Annotated in this window: 17 protein-coding genes; 12 read left to right on the top strand and 5 right to left on the bottom strand. The window is 50.0% G+C overall.

Translation table 11 applies throughout. The features are described 5' to 3' along the window. Nucleotides 1-161: 161 nt before the first annotated feature. From BUA24_RS10325 to BUA24_RS10305, 5 genes are read right to left on the bottom strand one after another with little or no spacing between them, the layout of a single operon-like run. Nucleotides 162-812 (bottom strand): isochorismatase family protein, encoded by a 651-nt coding sequence (locus tag BUA24_RS10325; RefSeq protein ID WP_072792213.1) that lies wholly within the window; start codon nt 810-812, stop codon nt 162-164. A gap of 15 nt (nt 813-827) precedes the next feature. Continuing rightward, the gene (locus tag BUA24_RS10320; protein ID WP_072792212.1) at nt 828-2,684 is read right to left on the bottom strand and encodes a hydantoinase B/oxoprolinase family protein; all 1,857 of its coding nucleotides are present in this window, start codon (nt 2,682-2,684) and stop codon (nt 828-830) included. Beyond that, nucleotides 2,685-4,748, bottom strand: coding sequence for a hydantoinase/oxoprolinase family protein (locus BUA24_RS10315; RefSeq protein WP_072792210.1), 2,064 nt, complete (start codon nt 4,746-4,748; stop codon nt 2,685-2,687). Nucleotides 4,749-4,784: 36 nt separating this feature from the next. Continuing rightward, the gene (locus tag BUA24_RS10310) at nt 4,785-6,014 is read right to left on the bottom strand and encodes a CaiB/BaiF CoA transferase family protein (protein WP_245790443.1); all 1,230 of its coding nucleotides are present in this window, start codon (nt 6,012-6,014) and stop codon (nt 4,785-4,787) included. 60 nt (nt 6,015-6,074) lie between these two features. Further along, nucleotides 6,075-6,716, bottom strand: coding sequence for a GntR family transcriptional regulator (locus tag BUA24_RS10305; RefSeq protein ID WP_072792206.1), 642 nt, complete (start codon nt 6,714-6,716; stop codon nt 6,075-6,077). A gap of 205 nt (nt 6,717-6,921) precedes the next feature. Between BUA24_RS10305 and csm6 the strand changes: the two genes are divergently transcribed. The 12 genes from csm6 to cas2 all read left to right on the top strand — a co-directional run bounded on the left by csm6 (nt 6,922) and on the right by cas2 (nt 20,603). Next, nucleotides 6,922-8,046, top strand: a complete 1,125-nt coding sequence (gene csm6 / locus BUA24_RS10300) for a CRISPR-associated ring nuclease Csm6 (protein ID WP_178138802.1) — start codon at nt 6,922-6,924, stop codon at nt 8,044-8,046. 72 nt (nt 8,047-8,118) lie between these two features. Further along, complete coding sequence (locus BUA24_RS10295) at nt 8,119-9,291, top strand: hypothetical protein (protein ID WP_072792202.1); 1,173 nt, start codon at nt 8,119-8,121, stop codon at nt 9,289-9,291. Nucleotides 9,292-9,293: 2 nt separating this feature from the next. Next, complete coding sequence (cas10, locus tag BUA24_RS10290) at nt 9,294-12,209, top strand: type III-B CRISPR-associated protein Cas10/Cmr2 (protein WP_072792200.1); 2,916 nt, start codon at nt 9,294-9,296, stop codon at nt 12,207-12,209. Beyond that, a complete protein-coding gene (locus BUA24_RS10285; protein ID WP_072792197.1) occupies nt 12,206-13,309 on the top strand; it encodes a type III-B CRISPR module-associated Cmr3 family protein in 1,104 nt (367 codons plus the stop codon). The genes cas10 and BUA24_RS10285 overlap by 4 nt, the downstream gene beginning before the upstream one ends. A 15-nt stretch (nt 13,310-13,324) precedes the next feature. Continuing rightward, nucleotides 13,325-14,233 (top strand): type III-B CRISPR module RAMP protein Cmr4, encoded by a 909-nt coding sequence (cmr4, locus tag BUA24_RS10280; RefSeq protein ID WP_072792195.1) that lies wholly within the window; start codon nt 13,325-13,327, stop codon nt 14,231-14,233. Further along, nucleotides 14,230-14,658 carry a type III-B CRISPR module-associated protein Cmr5 gene (cmr5, locus tag BUA24_RS10275; protein WP_072792192.1) on the top strand — a complete coding sequence of 143 codons (429 nt, stop codon included), beginning with the start codon at nt 14,230-14,232 and terminating at the stop codon, nt 14,656-14,658. The genes cmr4 and cmr5 overlap by 4 nt, the downstream gene beginning before the upstream one ends. Next, nucleotides 14,648-15,919: a type III-B CRISPR module RAMP protein Cmr6 gene (cmr6, locus tag BUA24_RS10270; RefSeq protein WP_072792189.1), complete on the top strand. Its 1,272-nt coding sequence runs from the start codon at nt 14,648-14,650 to the stop codon at nt 15,917-15,919. The genes cmr5 and cmr6 overlap by 11 nt, the downstream gene beginning before the upstream one ends. Before the next feature lie 13 nt (nt 15,920-15,932). Then, nucleotides 15,933-16,256 carry a CRISPR-associated protein Csx16 gene (gene csx16 / locus BUA24_RS10265; RefSeq protein ID WP_072792186.1) on the top strand — a complete coding sequence of 108 codons (324 nt, stop codon included), beginning with the start codon at nt 15,933-15,935 and terminating at the stop codon, nt 16,254-16,256. Beyond that, nucleotides 16,237-17,469 carry a Card1-like endonuclease domain-containing protein gene (locus BUA24_RS10260; RefSeq protein WP_084660425.1) on the top strand — a complete coding sequence of 411 codons (1,233 nt, stop codon included), beginning with the start codon at nt 16,237-16,239 and terminating at the stop codon, nt 17,467-17,469. Before csx16 ends, BUA24_RS10260 begins: the two co-directional genes overlap by 20 nt. Continuing rightward, nucleotides 17,447-18,664 (top strand): hypothetical protein, encoded by a 1,218-nt coding sequence (locus BUA24_RS10255; protein ID WP_072792180.1) that lies wholly within the window; start codon nt 17,447-17,449, stop codon nt 18,662-18,664. The genes BUA24_RS10260 and BUA24_RS10255 overlap by 23 nt, the downstream gene beginning before the upstream one ends. Next, a complete protein-coding gene (gene cas1, locus BUA24_RS10250; RefSeq protein ID WP_072792177.1) occupies nt 18,654-20,312 on the top strand; it encodes a CRISPR-associated endonuclease Cas1 in 1,659 nt (552 codons plus the stop codon). Before BUA24_RS10255 ends, cas1 begins: the two co-directional genes overlap by 11 nt. Nucleotides 20,313-20,315: 3 nt before the next feature. Continuing rightward, entirely contained in the window at nt 20,316-20,603 is a 288-nt protein-coding gene (gene cas2, locus BUA24_RS10245; protein ID WP_072792174.1) for a CRISPR-associated endonuclease Cas2, read from the top strand. The last annotated feature ends 198 nt before the right edge of the window (nt 20,604-20,801 follow it).

The following is a 20,801-nucleotide window of genomic DNA, read 5'->3' as shown; positions in this document are numbered from 1 at the left end:
CTCGTACAAAGTCTTAGAGGTAATGAGACAGACTCCGAAAGAGAACTCATCAAGACCGCAAGCTAAAGACCGATCTACTTATCTCATACGTCAACCAACAAGAGGGAGGCGGGCCACATAGGTCTAGCCTCCCTTGGCCTTTTCCCTAGAACGATCTTTATCTATTTATTGCGCAAGATTAACTGAACCTGTGAGGCGATATCGCTGAATGGCACCACCTCTGCGTATTTTTGGGAGAGGTCGAAGAGGTTCGCTGCCATGATATCTTGGCTTCGATCTCCTGCGAGGTCCTCTGCCACATAAGGGATAAACCCGTACTGAAGTGCATCTAACGCTGTAGCTCTAACACATCCCGATACCGACACGCCAGCAACTACGACGGTGTCTACCTTGTAGATGTGAAGATCGGTGGCGAGGTTTGTACCGAAGAATCCTGATGCGTAGCGCTTTGTAACTACTACCTCACCTTCAAGTGGTGTCAGGGGTTCTGGGATCTCGCAGTAGTAAGACCCCTCCTCGAAGGCGGCTAACGAGGGAACCTTTTTTACAAACAGCCCTCCGTCGGCTAGACCTTTTTGGTAGAGCACCTTTGTGAAGAAAACAGGCAGGCTCATGTTTCGAAAGAACACAATGGCCCGTGCCACTCGTTCTGCCAGCTCTAGGTAAGAGGGGTGAAAGAGCGGACCGTCAGGGTCAAGATAGGCTCTTGCCATATCGACTACGATCAGGGCAGGCCTTTCTCCAAAGGAGAGTCTTCCGCCAAAGCCCGCCCTCTTATAGTCGGAGTAGATCGACTCTCCGTTAATGTCCATGCTGACTCCGGTTTTCTAGATAAAGGTCGGGGTTAGCGGTGGTTTTAGTCCGGTCTCTGCTTCGCATCGCGCTCGCAACTCCTCTAAGGTGCCTCCAAAGTTAAAGACACCGATCTCACTGCGTGAGCTTCGAATCTCCTCTCTTCGAGCTTCGGTTCTAGCCTCATCGACCGATAGGTCATCTGTAAGTACCACCCCATAGTTTTGGTAAGCACCTTCTTTAGTTACCAAGCCCCTTTTGACCTCAAGAGCGACCAGTTCGGGGCTCCGTGTAAGCGGGTCCCCCCAACCTCCACCACCCCAGGTAACGTAGTGCAAGACGTCGTCTTTTTCAACATGTACCCTGTCACACTTCGATGGCAGAGTCTTCTTGGTACCGTCCTTTTTGATAAGGTACTTTGTTGACCGCTTGCCTGGAAGTCCGCCGTTTACTCCCCAAGGGTAGGTGAACCATCGGTCGTCGTGGATGGAGATCTCACCAGGCTCCAAGAAGCGGTAAGCGATATCGATCCCGTTGCCGCCCCGGAAGAATCCAGCGCCACCGGAGTCTGGAACTGTCTCGTAACGTTCGATGAGTAGTGGAAAGTAGGCCTCTAGAAACTCGTTAGGGACGTTTGTAAAGCTGGGCCACAACGAGTGACCGTCAGGCCCGTCTCCGAAGGGTCGCCCCGGTATTCCTCCGAATCCAATCTGATACAGCTGGAACCACTCGCCCTTTGAGTTCCGACCGGAGTACATAAGGTGCGGAGACGATGAAAAGCCCGCAGCGTTTAGGAACTCAGGCTGTCTTTGCCCCAGCAGTCCGCCAAGAACGTCAAAGATTCTCCCAAGAGCATGAGTTCGACATGACAAAGCGGCAGGATACGCCGGCTTGAGCAGTGACCTTTCTGGAATCCTAACCTCAACGAGGGGGTAGAAACCGTCGTTCCATAGAATCTGTGGATCAAATACCATGATCATGTAGATTCCAAAGAACATCTTGAACATATTTTCATTGAGGTAGAAGTTGATAGGACCAAGCGACTGCGAATCGGTCCCTTTGAAGTCTAAGACGACCTTGTTGTTCTCTCGCCACATCGTGCAAGAGATCTTGTAAGGACCATATCCCATTCCGTCGTCGTCGATGTAGTCGGTAAAGCTAATTGGATCTTCGCTGATAGTCGTTGCAATGAGCTGTTCCATTGCACGATAGTTTCTTTCTAAGAGTGCATCGAGCACGGAGAGGTAGGTCGAGGCGCCAAAGCGAGAACACAGCTCTGCAACCCGCCTGCCTGCGGTTCTACATGCAGCAACGATTGCGTTCAGGTCCGAACGGTTCCATTGAGGCATCCGCACCTGGTTCAGGATTAGGCGAAGTGTCTCGTCGTTGAGCACCCCCTTGTTGTAGAGCTTTATGGGGGGAACGATCACGCCCTCCTCGTGGATCGACTCAGCGTCGGTTGGTAGAGATCCCGGTACTTTCCCTCCTACGTCTGTCATGTGGCCAAACATGGCGGCCCATCCGACGATGCGGCCGTCGAAGTAGATCGGCATGAGAACCAGCCAGTCGTTCGCATGGCTTATCGCTCCGTCACAGCTGTAAGGGTCTGAGGTTAAAAATACATCACCCTCCTCTACGGTGCCGCTGTAGTTATCTAAGAACCCACCGATGAAGGAGCCAAACTGGCCTACAACCATCTTGCCCTCGGGGTTGGCGATAAGAGGAAACTCGTCGTGTTGTTCTCTTATACCCGGAGACATCGCAGTTCTAAAGAGAACCGCATCCATCTCGTATCGAGCGTTTCTAAGAGCGTTCTCGACTATGTCTACGGTTATGGTATCTACCTCCACCTTGTCTATGGGTGTGGTGTTGGACTGTATGATCTGCGCCATCTAAGCCTCTCTTTGTGTGTTAGGTCTTATAAGTACGTTTCCAAAGTTGTCGACGGTTCCAAAGTGCTCGGGAATGATCAGCGTGGTCGAGTCCATCTCGGTCAAGATTGCAGGTCCATCGATTATGTCTCCACTTTCTAATAAAGAGCGGTCGTAGACTTTGGCGTTGTAGATTTTTCCGCCGTAGCGTATCTCCGACTCGAACCTTTCCGCCTGTACAGGATCACCGTCTCCAGGGTTGAGTCTCGGAGCTTCGACTGTGTTTTGGGTTGCGGTTACAACGGCCCTTAGATTTACGATCTCGTGAACCGAATCAAGAGCGAAGGTAAACATGCGCTCGTGCTCTTTGTCAAATACTTCTCCGACAACTTCGAGTCCATTCTTATCTATCTCCTCGATTTTGACAGGGACGGTAACTTCAAACCCTTGCCCATGATAACGCAGGTCTATCTCAAAGCTCTGGACGATCTCTTCATCTCTGACCCCCTCGCTTTGAAGTTCTGAACGAGCCGTTTCTGCCAGATCTCTTAGTTGTAAGATGACCTCTTCTTTGGAGGTGTCGGGGAACTGTCTGATAAAGGTCTTTGACGACTCAGCTTTGAGGTTCGTTGTTGCGTCTCCATAGGCGCACAATACCCCCGGAGACGGCGGAACTATTACCGGCCATGAGCCCATTAGCGCTCCCAAAGCGTTTGCATGCAACGGGCCAGCGCCTCCAAAGGCTACAAGTGCGTAGTCTCTTGGGTCGTAACCTTGCTGAACTGAGACGAGACGCAAGGCTCCAAACATATTCTCGTTGACTATGTCTATGATGCCTTCAGCGGCGCTGTAGACATCCACGGAGAGCGCTTCAGCGATCTTGCCGACCGCTTCAAAGGCCGCCTTTGAGTCCAGTTTCATCTCACCGCCCAAGAGAGAAGTCGGAAGATAACCCAAGACCACATTCGCATCCGTTACCGTCGCCTCTGTTCCTCCCTTTCCATAGGCTGCAGGCCCAGGCACGGCGCCTGCGCTTTGGGGACCCACCCTTAGAGCCTTGGTCAGCTCTGGAACATGGGCTATAGATCCCCCTCCTGCTCCAACTGTGCGAACATCCACGGATGAAGACCTGATCGTAAGATCACCTACCGTAGTCTCTCTTCCAATTGAAGGCTTGCCACCTTGAACCAGGGCAACATCGGTCGAGGTTCCACCCATATCTAGGGTAAGGAGATCTTTGTACCCCGCCTGCGATGCGATCCAGAGGGCGCCAGAGACACCCCCAGCGGGACCGCTCATCAACATAGACACCGGTGCGCTCGAAGCGATATCTACTCCCATGAGGCCGCCATCGGACCTTAGTATGTGAAACTGCAACTCGCCGGTGAGGGCCTTTAGTTGATGATCAAGCCGCTGCAGATACCTAGATGCAGAGGGTCGCACGTAACTGTTTGCAACCGTCGTTAGGGTGCGCTCGTACTCTTTGATCTCTGGAAGGATCTTTGACGACAAAGAGATCGGTATTTCAGGAATTACATCGGCCACGATCTCTGCTATTCGACGTTCGTGGACGTCGTTCGCGAAAGAGTTGATCAGGGAGATGGTTATCGCCTCTACCTCATTTGTCTTCAAGGTCTTTAGATCCTCGATGAGCCTGTGTTCATCTAATGGTTGTACCACGTCGCCAAAGGCGTTCACTCTCTCGGACGCCTCTATTGTGTCCTCGAGTTTTGCTAGTGGTTCTGGCTTAGGCCAGACTATCCAACCAGCTAGCCCTCCTGGAACATATGAACGTGCCACCTGGAGTATCTGACGGAACCCGGCGGTTACGATTAGACCTACACGGGCACCTTTCCCCTCTAACACGGCGTTGGTGGCGACGGTTGTGCCATGCATTAGATGTGCTATGTCTTTAGGGGAGATGTTTGCCTTTGCGCATACTCTCTCCAGTCCGTTTATAACCGCAATCGAAGGGTCGTGCGGGGTGCTTGGCACCTTGTCTCTAACTGTTTGATTGGTTTGTTGGTCGATGAGTAGGAGATCGGTAAAGGTTCCCCCCACATCAACACCTAGTCGGTAACGCACCGATGGCCTCCTTTCACTTAAAACCTTCTTTCTTACTTATATGACGCCTTGACCTTGCAGAATCTCTAGCTCCTCGGTCTTTATACCAAGGAGACCCTTGTAGATCTCGTTGTTGTGCTCTCCTAGCTCTGGCCCGACCCAGCGAACAGATCCAGGCGTCTTAGACAACCGTGGGGCAACGTTGTGCATGGGGAACTCCCCAAGTTCACGGTGTTCCAGGGTTACGATGTCGTTACGAGCCTTGAAGTGGGGATCGACCAGCATCTCCTTAGCGGTATAGATCCTGCCTTGTGGAACACCGTGTTCGTCTAAGAGCGCAGCTAGTTCATCGCCTCCTAGGGTGTTAGTCCACTGAGCAATTAGCTCATCTAGCTCTATTTGGTGAGCTCCCCTGGCCGCATGAGAGGAGTACCTGGGGTCGTCTTTCAGTTCAGGCTTCCCCATGGCGACGGCTAGTCTTGCAAAGACAGTGTCTTGGTTCGCAGCTATAACGATCATCTGCCCGTCACGGGTGGGATACAGATTGGAAGGCGCCACGTTTGGAAGAATGGAGCCTGTTCTTTCTCGAACGTAACCCGTAAGAACGTACTCGGGTATCAGAGACTCCGTCATAGACAGCACCGCCTCGTAGATGGCGGAGTCGACCACTTGGCCTATACCGTGTTCTCGGGCGAGGTGCAGCGCTGAGAGGGCTCCTAGTGCTGCAAAGAGGGCGGCAAGGGAGTCACCGATCGAGATTCCGCTGCGTGACGGTGGAGTGGCGGGATCGCCGGTTATATATCTGAGACCTCCGAGCGCTTCCCCGATGGATCCGTATCCGGCTTTATTTGCGTAAGGACCGCTCTGTCCGTATCCAGTGACGCGTACCATTACGATCGCCGGGTTTATCTTTGATAACTCTTCGTAAGAGAGCCCCCATCGCTCCATTGTCATAGGACGAAAGTTTTCAATCACAACGTCGCTCTCCCGAACCAGGTCTTTGAAGATTTCCTGACCCTGTTCTGAACGAAGGTTTAAGGTGACGGACTTTTTATTTCGTGCTACCACTGGCCACCAAAGCGATAGTCCGTGTGGTTTCTCCCTGCCCCACTGACGCATGGGATCTCCATTTTTCGGATCTTCGACCTTTATAACCTCGGCCCCAAAGTCAGCTAAGAGCTGACCACAAAAAGGACCCGCCAGGAGCTGACCCGCCTCAATAACTCTTACGTCACTTAGTGGTCCATTGCCAAAGCGCTTTAGAATCTTCTGGTAATCTTTGTCCAACAAAGCCTGTTATATCCTCCCTTTGTAGGTTATGACTGAACCTCTTTGCTTCTTTGTTAGCTAGGCTCGGGGTTGTATTACCCATCTAGCAGAGCGGATGTGACAGTGCATGACCGCCTCAGCCCACTCGGGATCTTTATGTTCAAGAGCCGCTATGAGCTCACGATGATGGTTCATCGATCTCTGCAACTGCTCCTTGGAGTACAGGCTGAACGTGTTCTTTACCATTGCTACTTGAACGATTCCTCTCAATGTGGATACCAACATGGTCTCTAACGAAGCCTCATGTATTAGTCCGTGGAAGGCGTTGTTTAGCTCCGTGAGTTGGGTGAAGCGGTCTTTTTGCGATGACTTGCAGATCCTTTCCATCTCGGTAGCCAGCACTTCGAGTTTCTCGATGTGGTGATCTTCGATCCTCTCAGCTGCGAGCCTCGACGCCCGTCCCTCAAGTAGTAGCCGCATGTGAAAGACCTGGGATATATCTTCATCGGTCCACGATGTAACCCGAGCGCCTCTGTGAGGCGAGAACTCGATAAGCCCTTCAGCTTCAAGCTGCCTTATGGCCTCTCGTACCGGTGTTCGTGAACATCCGAGGGAGACGGCAAGCTCCTCTTCCCTTAGGTGTGTACCGGCAAGAAGCTCACCCGAGATAATTTTCGCTTTCAGTGTGTTGTATACGATTGCACTTGATGTACGGGGCATGAGCCAAGTTTTAGCACAAATATGACCAATGTGTATGCAAAATAGGTGAACTTTTGTAAATTGTCGCCTTGTCGCTCTCAACTCAGTTTCGTCTGAAGAAGTCATGAGAGAGGTTTGTAACTCCCCTAACGTAACTTGGAAGAATGTGCCTAAAGGTTCAATTAGTAGCTATTTCTAGGTAGTGGTGGTGGTTGGAGGTGAGACGATGAGCGGGAGGGTCTTTGTGGCAACCTGTGGACTCAGTCCTCAGGTGATAACTGAGTCCATCTATGCATTGGCAATAAAGTTAGAGCCAGCCTTCTTTCCGACGTCCCTGCGAATCATCACCACCTCAGAGGGTCGGGACAAGGTGCTCGACAGGTTATCGTCACACGGCGAAGGTTGGTTGCTGAGGCTGTGTGAAGAGTATGGGTTGCCGGCTTTAGACATCACAGATCAGGACATTGTAGTTCCACCAGCTATTGAGGCTGGTGGAACTGGACTCGAAGACATTAGAACCAGCGAGGACAACATCGCCGCTTCCGATACTATCTCCGACCTAATACGAGAGCTGACCGCAGAGGAAGACTCTGAGGTGCATGCATCGATCGCCGGTGGACGAAAGACCATGGGGTATCTGCTTGGTTACTCTTTGTCGTTGTTCGGTCGTGAACAGGACGCCCTGTCACACGTACTGGTCTCTCCCGAGTTTGAGTCCATCGATGGTTTTTACTATCCAACCAAAAAACAGTCTTTCATAAAGACGAGATCTGGGGAGCTACTCGATGCGTCCAAGGCCGAGGTGGATCTCGCGCTGCTACCTTTCGTTAGAATGCGCTCTTCGATACCAAAGTCACTACTCAGCGGAAAGGCGAGCTTCTCTGCAACGGTTAGTGCGATAGCCATTAAATCTAGCTCTTTGGAAGTGAGTATCGACCCTGGTGCACGGAGTTTGCAGGTGGGAGATGTAAGCACTTCATTAACCCCGATTCAGCTTGTTTTCTTCAGCACCCTAATACGTCTGACAGCCCAGAAGAAAGAGCTTTTGTTTCCGAAGAAAAACCTTTACGACAAGGAACTTGGAGCCTTCCTAATCGAAGAAGCGAAAAGGTTAGAACTTCACTCCGCCCTGCACAAAGATACCGTTTTGAGGATGAGCCAAGGGGTAGATAGTTCGTATCTCTACACGCTGCTGTCGAGGCTCCGAAAGGTGCTTTTAGAGTCTTACGGTGCAGAGACTACGGAGAGGCTCATAAAGGAAAAAAAGTCAGGCGTTGGGGTGAAGTTAGTTAGCTTCGGTAGTGATCCAAGCAACGTTCGATACCTCAAGCTTGCGCATGAGGCGTGCTGAAAATTTTCAATCATCATATGTGGAGCAGCTAATATGATACTCTTTCGCTAGTTATTGAACTAGGGGTGACCTATGCGTAACGAAAAGTTTTTCAATGTTAGCTTCTCATCTCCAGCCTTGCTGGGCGGTTCTAGTCCAGAAACAGCTTCACTGAGGGTTCCTCCATTTAGATCGCAGCTTCGCTTCTTTTGGCGAATAGCTCAGGCGTCTTCATCTAAGGTGTTGAACCCAAAACTACTTAGGGAAAAAGAGACGAAGCTCTTTGGTGGTACGGGGAGTACAGATAGAGAGAGTCAGGAATCAACAGGATCTTCCGGGCCAGGTCGTTCGAAGGTCGACTTGGCCCTGTTTGGAGTGGATCGCAGCGCTAAGCCTTGGGCTCCCACGCCGGGATTTACCTTTGAACGGGGAGAAAAACGCGAGCAAGCGGTATCGTACTTAGGTTACAGCCGAGTGAGGGCCGTAGAAAAAAGGAAACAGGGAATCAAGTACTACGAGGACTACTCCAAGGCTCTTCTGCCACCCGATGTCGTATGCAGGCTTCGTCTTAGCTGGTACGGTGATCCATCGAGTCCGAGACATCTAGACTCTAAGGATCTAGACTCTGTCTTCAACGCGCTAGAACTGATGAGTAGCTTTGGAGCGGTTGGTAACCGGTCCCGCCACGGTTACGGTTCATTTACTATGTCAGAGCTTGATGGTGATGAAGCCCTCGTGGTTCCAACCCATGAAGAGCTTCAGATCCGCCTATCTAAGTGTGCAAGTAAGTACTGTGTGGGCTGGACAGATGCTTTCGTAAACAAGACCGCTTGGTCGGAGATGTGGCCGAAGGGCTTTGCGAGGTTCGACGACGATAAAGATAAGAAGATATCGGTATGGGTCGACTCTATGACTCACAGAAGCATCGAAGATGCTTTCATACGCTTAGCAGATATCTGGAAAGAGTTGCGTAGCTCCCAAGGTAGTAATAGGTACGTTCTTGGTAGCAGCGAGCTGCCTGAAGAAATAAAGGTTATGTATCGAGGTCAAGGCGATAGTGCGAGATGGCCGAGTCAGCTTCGGGCAAAGATTTTTAGGGTTAAAGGTGATGGCGGCAAGGAGAGGTTCGTGGTCGTTTTTTATATGATCCCTTACTTCGGCGAGAAGACCTTTGTAAGGCTCTGGAGTGACGTCTTTGGGCGGCTACAGAGTGAGAGGGACGGTAAGGGGTTTATTCAACTACCATATCAGAAAGCTGAGCTTTAGTAGTGTCTAGTACTGAACTATGGAAAAAGAAACTCGCCGCATGGATACATGACCCGGTCGAAAAAGCGATAGTACTTGGCCGGACCTCCTATGGCCATGAAAACGGCAGCCTAGCTTACCTTCGTGAGCAGTTGCATCTAGAGAAGGGCGACTATCTCAGTATCGCCGATCACTGGGCGTCTGCAGGCGATAGACCACAGTGGCCAAGTTCGAGTCAAGGTCCCCAGCTGTACGTTAACTTCACGAAGGATCCTGTAATAAAGCACCCCATCTCAAAGGAATCCTTCGATCTGGGAGCTATGAGTATCCCCGTGGGAGAAATAGAGACCTTTTCATCCTCGCACTTCAAAGAGCTAATAGTAAAAAATGAACAAGGAGAGATCGACTATGAAAGTACCTTTTTGGCGTTTTGGAGATTCGGCCCATCAATAGACAACTATGAGCTTGGGAGTCTCTGGCGCGTGCTCCCGGCCGATACTAGAGTACCTGATCACACTATCTGGAACCACCTAGATCTTGTCTCTGCATTCGCTACTGCGTTGGACGGCGACCCAGCCCTGTTGGAGTTCTCCATCGGCCCCGTTCAAAGTTTCATCAAACAGGCAAGATCAACGGCAGATCTGTGGGCGGGCTCACATCTACTCTCGGTCTTGACGTTTGAAGCGATGATCCCAATAATTGAAAGTTACGGTCCAGACTCAGTATTGTTTCCATCGCTTCGGGGTCAGCCCCAGCTGGATCTCTGGTTGCTTGAAAGGGTTAGGGGTAAAGACGATCAAATCGGTGGATTCAAGTGGTGGGACGATCACCTCAAAAGGGTCGACTTTCGATACGAGGTGGTAGAGTCGGACTCTTATCCAGCGTTTACCGCATCCTTGCCAAACAAGTTTGTTGCTTTAGTTCCGTACAAAGACGCCAATGAAGTTGCTTTGAGAGCAAAGAAAAGGCTTTTCGATGCGGTCCATAACTTTGGTAAAGAGGCGACCAGCTACCTCTTTGCAGACAGGTTTGACGATCACATGAAAGACCAGATAGATCGTCAACTAAGAGAATTCCCCGAGACTTATTGGTCGACGATTCGTTGGCCTAAAAGGGATAAACCTATTGAGGAGGCAGCAAGAGAGCTAGATGGACTTCTTCGGAAACTAGCGGGAGATGGGGAATCAAGCACTCACTCTTTGTTCAAAGGTACCGCTTGGGAGTCACTCCTTGGACTTGAGGGAAAAGAGGATATTCCGTTTCGCTATAAGGCTAACCCAGGTGTGTTGTTCCCTGGTGTGCTTAGGGCAACGGAGATTGTTCATGCTGCTGCCAAGCAGGAAAAACTTTTCTTAGCGTCCGAAGAAAAAGAGTTTCGATGTACTACTTGTGGCGAAAGAGAGTGGTTGTGCACCTCTAACGAGGCGAGAGAGTACGAAAGCTCGTGGCCCACGCCGTCGAGGAGAAAGAACTCTATCTGGTCTGAGTTGTCTAAGAGTCGTCCAAGTCTGGCGAAAGAAGGAGAGCACCTCTGCGCTTTGTGTTCCTTGAAGCGAGGATGGCCAGGGATCTTTAGTAAGCGCCTCGAGGACCTCACAGGCAGGGAATTTTCTCGATACATAGTCTCAACCCACGTCATGGCGGACGTACCTAAACTCGTGGCAGCAAGATTTAGTCCCTATGACCCCGAAACTCATCAAGCCGAAACTTATCAAAATGAGCAGGATAGGCTCCCTTACCTTCCAGCGATGCCTCCAAAGCTTTACAGGGAACTATCTTCTCGTAGCAAGAGACGAGAGGAGGTAGAGCGCCACTATCGAGACCCTATCGTTCGAGAAGAAGATGATACCGAAGAGGACCCCAGAGACTCTATGTACTATGCATTGCTTAAGATGGACGGGGATCGTATGGGTAAGTTGCTGCAAGAGGGTCATCAAGGGGTTACCGTTTTTTGTAGCTGGCATCCTAAAGTCAAGCGATCGGTGACTGAGCTAAAGTCCTCTATGGAAGCTGGAGATAACCTTGATAGCTATCTCCAATCTCAACCTCTGCCGTCTCCGGCATTGCAGAAAAACATCTCAGAGTCCCTAGCGAACTTTTCACTCGTCATGGTACGCCAAGTGCTGGAGAGCATGCTGTATGGAAAGATCATATATGCAGGTGGTGACGATCTGCTAGCCTTCTTGCCGAGGACTCAGGTAGTGGATGCTCTAGGTCTCTTGCGGCAAGGGTTCTCGGGAGAAAAGGAGGTAGGTGGCGTTGACTACTTCCAACGCGCTTACCGAGATGGCTATCGGGTTGGAAGTGGTTTCTTTTACGACAAGGGTAGCTCAGGTTCTTCCCTAAGGACTCTCTTGGGAGCGGGAGTTGCGACTGCGAGCTTTGGAGTAGTGATAGCTCACGCAAAGACTCCGCTTTCACAGGTGTTGGTCAAGACCGAGCGTGCAGAAGCTCTTGCCAAACGTCACGGTCGAAATGGGTTTTGCCTTTATGTTGCAAAGCGAAGTGGTGGGGACGTTGCTGTCTTTGGATCCTTTGAACGGGCTTCAAAAGGGTATCTATCACCGCTTGAGTGCATCAACTCTTTGACCTCTCTTTTGGGTAAAGAGGTTTCGAGAAGAGCAGCGTATCTCGCAAGTAGTTGGCTCAGGTCCATTCCCGATGTTGGCGAGGCTGACCTCGACGAGACTAGCTGGTTTGAACTTGTGACCTCGATGCTCAAGTATCAGTTTGCACGGCAGAGCAAGGTGGGGAATCTTGGTGAGAAGCCAGAAATGGTTGCAAAAGTCGTCGATTCGTTGGTGAAGAACGTACTTTGTGATCGATTGATTCAAGTGGAACCAAAGGACTCTGAGATGAGTTCCAAGTCAGGAGCGATCGTTTCCACCCTTTTGGTAGCAGAGTTTTTGGCTCGGAGTGTAGATGGAGGGGGAAATTGAGGTACTTCTTTGTCGAACCCTTTGACGTAGTGATGCTGCGTGGGAACCGTCTGTTCGGTGAGTCCGGTAGTTTTGGCGATGCGGTCATGCCCCCTTGGCCGACTGTGTTTGCAGGTGCCTTTAGGTCGTTGCTTTGGAGTGCTCTGGCTAAGTCAGACTTCGATCGTATCGTTGGGAAGGAAGGTTCCTGGGGTAGTTTCAAGCTGCGGTGGCTGTCGTTGGCCAAGGATCAACGAGACGGTGTCGTTGATATATTCGTTTCCATTCCAAAAGATACTCTGGTGTCTTCTGAGGGTGGAGGAACCGTTACTTTAGTTCCTAAGCAGATAGATACTGACATTGTCCGATCGTCATCCGTGCTCCCGCTTCAGTGCCTTACAGTTGGTTCGGTCTCTGGCAAGTTCTCAAGTAGTGGATTTGTATCGATGTCTGAGCTTCTCAAGTGGCTCAAAGGTCACGGCATCTCCGATGTTGTAGAAGGTTCAGAGCTTTATGTTCTGGAAAGCCGTCTTGGTATCGGGCTAGATAGCGGTGCAATGACGGCAAGATCCGGTGCACTGTACACCACACAAACGGTTCGTATGAGTCCAGATGTTGGTTTCGTAGTTGGAATTGAAGGCGATGAGGGCAAAATTCCAAAGAGCGGACTTTTGCGTTTAGGAGGAGACGGACGTGGAGCGAGATTTAGAGATATCGATTCACCTCTACGAGAGATAGGTGAGAATTTTGTGCCTGATGGCGCCCGGCGGTTCAAGGTTTTGGCGCTTACGCCTCTAATGTTCAAGAGAGGTTGGCTTCCCGATGCGGTTCATGACCCAGACTTTCGTCTGAGGCTAGGGTCAGACTTTTCGGCGAGGCTCGTATCCGTTGCGCTTGGAAGGCCCGAGACCATAACTGGTTGGGATATGGCAAAGAATAGACCAAAGTTAGCGAAGAAATGTGTTCCGCCAGGTTCAATCTATTACTTCGATGAGTGCGAAGGAGACGTGGGTGCGTTTTTCGACTGGGTTGATAGTGGTATGAAGGACTCAGATGACATAGGCGGGACAGAGTCGACGCTAATTGAGGGTTTTAACGTTGCGGTTACAGGTGTTTGGTAAGAGAGAGGGAGGAAGATGTTTGAAGAAAGCCCGGTGATGCTGTACTACGCTCTTACGCCGGTTCACATGGGGGCGGGTGACGGACTAGGGGTAGTTGATGCCCCGATCCAAAGAGACGTAGTCACTGGTTATCCCGTGATGTACGGATCTGGGATCAAAGGAGCCCTGCGTCATGGCCTTGGCGCAACTGATCGCCTGGGGGAGGAGAAAATGACGCTACTTTTCGGTCCTTCCTCGGATAAGTCCAGCGAACACGCTGGCGCTCTATCTTTTACAGACGCCCACATCGTGCTTTTTCCGGTAAAGGCACTCGATAAGGGTTTTGTCTATGTGACATCACCCTATGCACTCATGAGGCTTGCGCGCTCGATAGAGATGAGCGGAGGAGATGCGAGTTGGTCACTTCCAAAGCCATCTAACGGTGATGCTTACTTGGTGGGTGGACAGGCAGAAGAAAAAAAGCAAGAAAAGGTATATCTGGAGTATTTCGAGTTCGATAGTTCGATCTCTGAGGAGCTTAGTACGGTCGCTCACTGGATCGCAGATAACGTCGATCCCTTCGATAGCGAGGGGTACTTCCATAAGAAGATCTTGGAAGATATAGTGTTACTGTCAGAGGAGAACTTTAGGTTCTTTGTAAGTAATCACACCTCCGTAGAGCCTCATGTAAAGATCGATGACGAGACCGGAACCGCAGACGGGGGTGCACTGTTTTACGTCGAGAATCTTCCCCCTGAGACGGTCATGGCGGGCAACTTGCTCGTATCAAAGTCTAGGAAGAAAGACAGCTCTAGATCCGCCCAAGATCTTCTGAACGACTTCAAGGAGGCTTTGGACAACCTAAAGCTGGTGCAGTTTGGTGGGGATGCGACCTATGGAAGAGGCTTAATGCAGGTTAGCCTCGTAATCGAGGAGACGCTATGAATATAGAAGGTGGGTCTCTCGATCAGATGCGGCTTAGTTATGCCAGCTCGTGTGTGAAGGAGGTTGCAGCAGGGGAGCGATCCGTGTTTCGAAGCTACAGGTCAAGGACCAAAGGCGTCGGAAACCTCATTATGAACGACGGGCTAATCGGTGCAGTTGTGTTTCTAGAGAGCAAGGCTAAGAATGATAAAGGGGTTGAGCGTCTGGTCCTTGATCTCTCCAGATGGATCGCCAAGCGATTTCTGCACAATTGTAAGACTCACGATACTGACGAGAGACGGCTTCCACGAACGGTTCTCGATGCTATGGTCCACGCAAGCAGCACGGACTATATGCGAATGACCGAAGAGACGATGCAGCTTGTTCGTTGGCTGCGTCAGCTCGTCGATGTTTATGACCCGGGAAGAATCGAAGATGCCAGATAGGTCGAACGATCAGAGGAACTACTCTTCAAATCGAAGTTCATCGAACAATACTGACTCGTCGGCGGATCGATCGACTAAAGAGAAGCTTCCGCATTTAGTACCGCAGTACCTTTCCAATGCACTATCTTCGACTCCTGATCCCCCCGCTAAACGAGCTAGTGGCGGAGAGCGCTTTCACGGGGTAGTTGACATTAGAGAAATCAATAAACAAAGCAACAAAGACAGTTCAGAAGATCCACTGAAAAAGGCTGTCTTAGATAGTTTTGAAGGAGATCCAGTGATCGACGCTAAGGTCTGGAAAGAGGTCGACGAGCGATTGCGTCGTCGCCTTACTGAGTCCTATGGTCGAAGCCATGTGATGGTCCCACTTGAACTTCTATCACCACTTGTATGTGGTGTGGGAATAGAGAGCATAACTGAAGTGGGTTTTTCTTTTCAAAATCCTTTCGGTCTTCCCTATTACCCTGGATCTTCCATAAAGGGTCTTGCTAGAAGGGCCGCAGCGGATCTAGATTGGCCAGAGGAGAAGATCTGCAGCTACTTTGGAGAGGCCATAACTTCGACAGAGGATCAGGGAAACGCAGGGATGCTCTGCTTCTTAGATGCTTACTTGGAGCCTAAGTACACTATCGAGATCATGACCCCCCACATTAGTCCCTATCTGCAAAGTAGTGGAAAGGACTATCCGCCATCCGATATCTATAAGCCCACCCCTATTCGGTTTCTCGCAGTAGCACCAGGAGCAAAGGTGACTATCCATGTCCTTGCCCTAAACCCTAAGGACAATACCTGGAGAGACGATGTGGAAATGATCCTGGAATACCTAGCCAAATATGGTCTTGGAGCGAAGACCTCTGCTGGATATGGAGTTGGACAAATAGATGATAAGGCTAAGGATAGAGCTGAAGAGGAAGTGAAGCAGCAGGAACAACGCAGGCAGGAAGAGAGCTACCTTAGGTCGCTGGATCCAAATAAGCGTAAACTTGAGGAGCTAAAGAGTGAAAAAAGGTTCAGCAGTCAGACGCCTCCCGGTTTATATATCTCAATTCTAAAAGACAAGGAAGCGACAGCGGATGATCCGAGCTTTATGCGCTATGTTGCGCAACTTGCCAAGGACAGCCTCAAGGAGCAGGATAGTTGGTTGGACGAAAAAGAGCTGCAGGTGCTTAGGAGTAATCCTAAGGACAGGTCAATATCCAGCAAGAAACGCAATCGCTTGACGGATGTGGAGCTGATTATTGGTTTCTTAGCGGAAGAGTAAGGTTCAAAGCATCGTGACCACTTACCTTATAACTCGCCACGATGGAGCTAAGAGGTGGGTCTTTGCTCACGTGACAGAGTACGGCTTGCAGATAAACAAAGTTCTTCCTCATCTAGACCCTAGCACGCTTGAGAGAGGGGATGTGGTGGTTGGAACTCTTCCGATCCAGATAGTCGCAGACCTATGTGACGCTGGTATCACTTACTATCACCTGACCCTGAAATTACCCAAAGAAAAACGTGGGCTGGAGCTTTCCATGGACGAGCTCGACGAGTTCGAGGCGCATCTAGAGAGGTTTGAGGTGAGGAGGTGGAAAGATCTCTCAGAAAAGACGTAAAGTCCAGATCAGCTTCGTATCCGAAGAGGCGCTTCCAAACGCGATAGCGGTACATGAAGATAAACCCGACACCCTACTGCTGGTCTCTTCAACCAAGATGGCACAGGGGCGCCGAGACTTGGCTCAAAGAGACTACTTCAGGGACAAGGGTCTAGACGTCCACCTCTTTGGACAGGGTGCCAGGATCACAGACTTTCGCGAAGCAGCCGAGTGCGCTAGGGAGGTAGTCAATTTCCTGAGAGATCTTAAGGAAGTCGAAGCCATTACCCTTAACTTAACCGGTGGACCTAAGACTACAACAATTGTCTTCCTTGACTCAATGAATCAGTTTGTTCAGATGTGTAAGTACACATCGTGGCTGTATGTCGATACCCAAGAAGGAGTGACTTGGCGAGCAGCTAACGATCAAACCTACGTAGACAACCCTTTCACATCTTTCATCACAGTATCTGATTATCTGAGGTTACAAGGGTATGAGAGCGAAGCGCAGTGCGATCAGGCGGTCTTTTCGGCTGCAATGGACAGAAGAGAGATAACGAATAGCCTGGCTCAAAGCGATAGGGATAGAAGGGGGCGTGACCTTATAGGGGAGTTGAATCACTGTTACTCGAGAGCAGAGATCAATGGATCGTTCATCCGTAATCCAAGTCACGTTATAGACCTTAATAGAAAACAAGATATCGATCTGCTAAAGATGATCTCCGATCACGGGCTTTTGAAGGTTGAGTTCCAGGGACAGCCAAAGAAACGCTTCAGTATTACCTTCAACGATTCGGATCTAGCTCGATATCTAGGTGGGGGGTGGTTGGAGGAGTACGTTTGGCTTGAGACTAAAGCAGCTTTGGAAAGGTTGAGGGTAGATGCGACTGTTTTGAAAAACGTTATCGTAACTCCAGTTGGAGGCGGACCTGATGAATCGAATGAGATCGATCTCTTGGTGTTGTTTCAAAATCGCATGCTTGTCATGGAGTGCAAAGCTAGTAAGAAACCAGGCGGCAACGGTGGTATCAACGTTTCGAAGCTGGTGGATCTTGCAAAGAAGGTTGGAGGAAGGCTGGCAACACCGTGGTTTGTAACCGCCGCCACGGACAACTCTCTACCAAAGGAGCGAAGTCGAGGAGTTGAGTACTTTGAAAGCAAAGATCTACCTGATCTGGCTTCCCGTTTCATCGATTGGTTAGGCGTGACCCGTGGGTCTAGAGATAGTCGTTGAACTTCCAGCTAGCGATAGGGAAGTAAGTCAGAGAGGTTATTCTCCCGTTGGACTGTTACAACGAGCTATCTACCTGTTGACAACCACGATTACCACACAGCTCATATCTAATTGCACTTACGCGTTCGAAGTCGAAGATGCAGTCAGTTGTGTCAACTCCCTATTTGTACGAGATCCGCTACTTCAGCTTACAAAGGTTGGGGGAAGCTATTGGATAAAACTCCTCTGGCCTGGAACCGATCATGGCGCTGAGTATCTGATAATCGATGTTCTCGGAGATTTGCATAGACGGTCGATCTTTGTAAGCTCGAGTGACAAAATCTCCGACGAAGATCCTGTCTATGTTCCCAAAGGGCAGACCCTGATCGAACAGAACGCTTATCTCGAAGTCAAAGTTCCAGATAAGGTCGTATTTCGTAGCAGCCTTGAGGTCTCTATCCGATGGAGGTCGGTTTCGTATAAACAACTCTCTGCGACCTCGTACCACGTTCAGTCATCGTTGTCAGTGCCGAGACGTAGCTGGGGGGTACGGGTCGGATTTCGTGAGGAGTTGAAAGACCTACGCCATCTAGTCACGATCACATCTGCATACCGTTCGGCTCTGATGTCTAAGGCGACCGATGCAGAAGCCGCCTTCATCTCGGGTAAGAATGTGGATGGCACGCTGCTTACAGACCATATTCACCCCTTTATCGTACCGTGGTATGGAGAAAAAGGAGGTGTAAAGGGCGTGGTGATTACAAGTTCATTACCGGTTGAACCCCTTTTAGAGAGTGTTGCTCGAAAGGTGCGGACTGTGTACCTTCGTGGTTTGCCGCAGATAGAGATTGCTTACGTTACTGTTGGGTACTTGGACGACGTATTCGGCGAGCTCTCAGGTGGACTAAAGCTCAGGAGCTACACCCCCTATATCCCGACTCGATTCATGCATCGAGATGACACGATCTCTGACTTTGTGGCTGAAGATATCAACAGAGAGTTTGACAGGCGAGGTCTCGAGCCTGCGCGACACGTTCGTTTCGTAAACGATCAGGTTCGGCCCATACCTATATTCCATCGAAAAAGCAGTTTGAAAGAGGGCAGAAGAGTGCTCTATGGTTATCTGATCGAGCTCGAAATCGCAACGACTTTAAATCAGACACTTCATCTTGGGAAGCTCTGTCACTTTGGAATGGGGGCGTTTTATGTCATCTGATGCGGCGGGGGAGCTACCTGCGACGATTGCGATTCGTACGCTGAAAGACTTTATGTTCTGTCACCGTAGAGCTTATTTGACTTGGGTTGATGCCCACGTAGTGAAGCCAAACGACTCGGAGTACTTTGAGGGTGCGATATTTAGCCATGAACAAGCTATCAAGCGGTGGGAGTCCATATTTCGGGAGAAGGTGAAAGAAGGATATTTTGTCTCAGAAAAATTTGGCTTGGAAGGAAATGTGGAGTACGTAAGCACTCCTAGCGTCGACGATACAGCCGCTGAGATACCGGTACTAATAAGAACCACTTCACCTTCTAAAGATGGCATGCCTTGGGAGGAGGATCGAACGATAGCAGTCGCTTGTGCGTTGCTACTTGGAGATGGCGAGTATACGCCAACTGGTGCGTGGATCTTCTATGGAGGTGAACAAAGTGATGTCAGGCATTTGGTAGACGTGGATGATCTTGGAATCTCCAAGACCGAACAACTCGTGGATGACTTACGACAGATGGCTGCAAGCAATGTGTTGCCTGACGTGATCGACGATCTGGAGAAGTGCATGCGCTGTCCGTTTGTGTCTCTATGTCGAACCGATGAGTGTGAACCTTCGAGACCCGAAAAGGCCGTTTGGGTTTCAGATGATGTCTCTCGCCCTCTTTACGTTACGGGTTCCGACGTATCACTCTATAAAACCGGAGGTATCGTCCAGGTTAGGCGCCGAGATGAAGTCCTCGATGAAGTAAGACTAATCGAACTCTCACAGGTGAATCTCTACGGAGCGAGCAGGATCTCCACGCCGTTGGTAACGGAGTTGCTCCGGAGGGATATACCAATTGCTTACTTCAGTAGTGGTGGGTGGTTTAACGGTCTTACGGTCAGCTCAGGGTCTGGGCGAATCGATCTTCGTATTCGACAGTTCAAGCACTTTTGCGAGGGAGACCTAGAACTATCTAAGTCCATTGTGGCTGGGAAGGTGCGAAACTGTCGTACTCTCCTCAAGAGAAATGCTAACGAGTGCCCTGATGCAGATCTAATAGAACTTAGGCAGATATACAAGGAAGATATTCCTAAATGTGAATCATTCAGCGAGCTTCTGGGTGTAGAGGGGAACGCTGCGCGAATTTACTTCAAGAACTTTGCCCTTATGCTCAAGCTGCACAACGCAGAGAGAGCAAGCATGTTCGATTTCAATGGTCGCAATCGTAGGCCGCCGAGGGATCCAGTGAACTGCATGCTTTCGTATTTGTACGGAGTTATGGTGAAAGATATATTTGTAGAGTTGCAAAAGGTGGGGTTCGATCCGATGCTTGGATTTTTTCATAAACCTCGCTTTGGTAGACCTTCCCTTGCTTTAGATTTGGCCGAGGAGTTTCGCCCCCTAGTAGCAGATTCGACTGCAATCACCTTGATTAACAAAAGAATTGTGGGTAGTGAAGACTTTGTCATTCATCCCAGGGGCGTGACGCTCACTCCCTCGGGTAAGCGCAAGTTGATAAGTGGATATCAGGCACGTGTGGAGACTGAGGTCCAGCATAGAGAGCTAGGTTATCGAATAAGCTACAAGCGAGCCTATGAAGCCCAGGCACGTCTACTTGCGTCGTATCTCTATGGGGACAGAGGATCATATAACTCATTTACAACGAGGTGAAATATGAAGTTAAGACGTTACCTCGTGTGTTACGATATTCGTGATGCGAAGAGGCTGCGAGAGATTGCCAAATGTCTTGCTGGCTACGGTGACAGAATTCAGTACTCCATTTATTTATGTGATCTGCCGTCAATTGAAATCAATAAGCTTGAAATGAGAATCGAGAGGATTGTTGACCCCTCGGTTGACTCAGTTATGGTTGTGGATTTGGGCAAACCTGATACTCCCAATAAGATTACGGTGTTCGGTGTCTTGGATATGAGCCCCAGCTATGTTTCGAGAGTCTTCTAGGTAATCTATTTGTGCAGCAAAAGTGGATCTATGCTCGCATCCTGCTCGGAGGGAGTTTTTTGCTCTATGTGCACGTGGAAGAGTCCTTGTAAAGTTGTCAAGGTTGACTTGCTCGAAAGTAGCGACATATTTACAGGTCAATCCCTATAAAATGAAGGGGCTGTTTCCATGCTCGAAAGGGCATGGCCCCATTACGAC

This window comes from Ferrithrix thermotolerans DSM 19514, assembly GCF_900128965.1.
Lineage (GTDB): Bacteria > Actinomycetota > Acidimicrobiia > Acidimicrobiales > Acidimicrobiaceae > Ferrithrix > Ferrithrix thermotolerans.
This window is presented reverse-complemented; position numbering and strand designations above follow the sequence as displayed.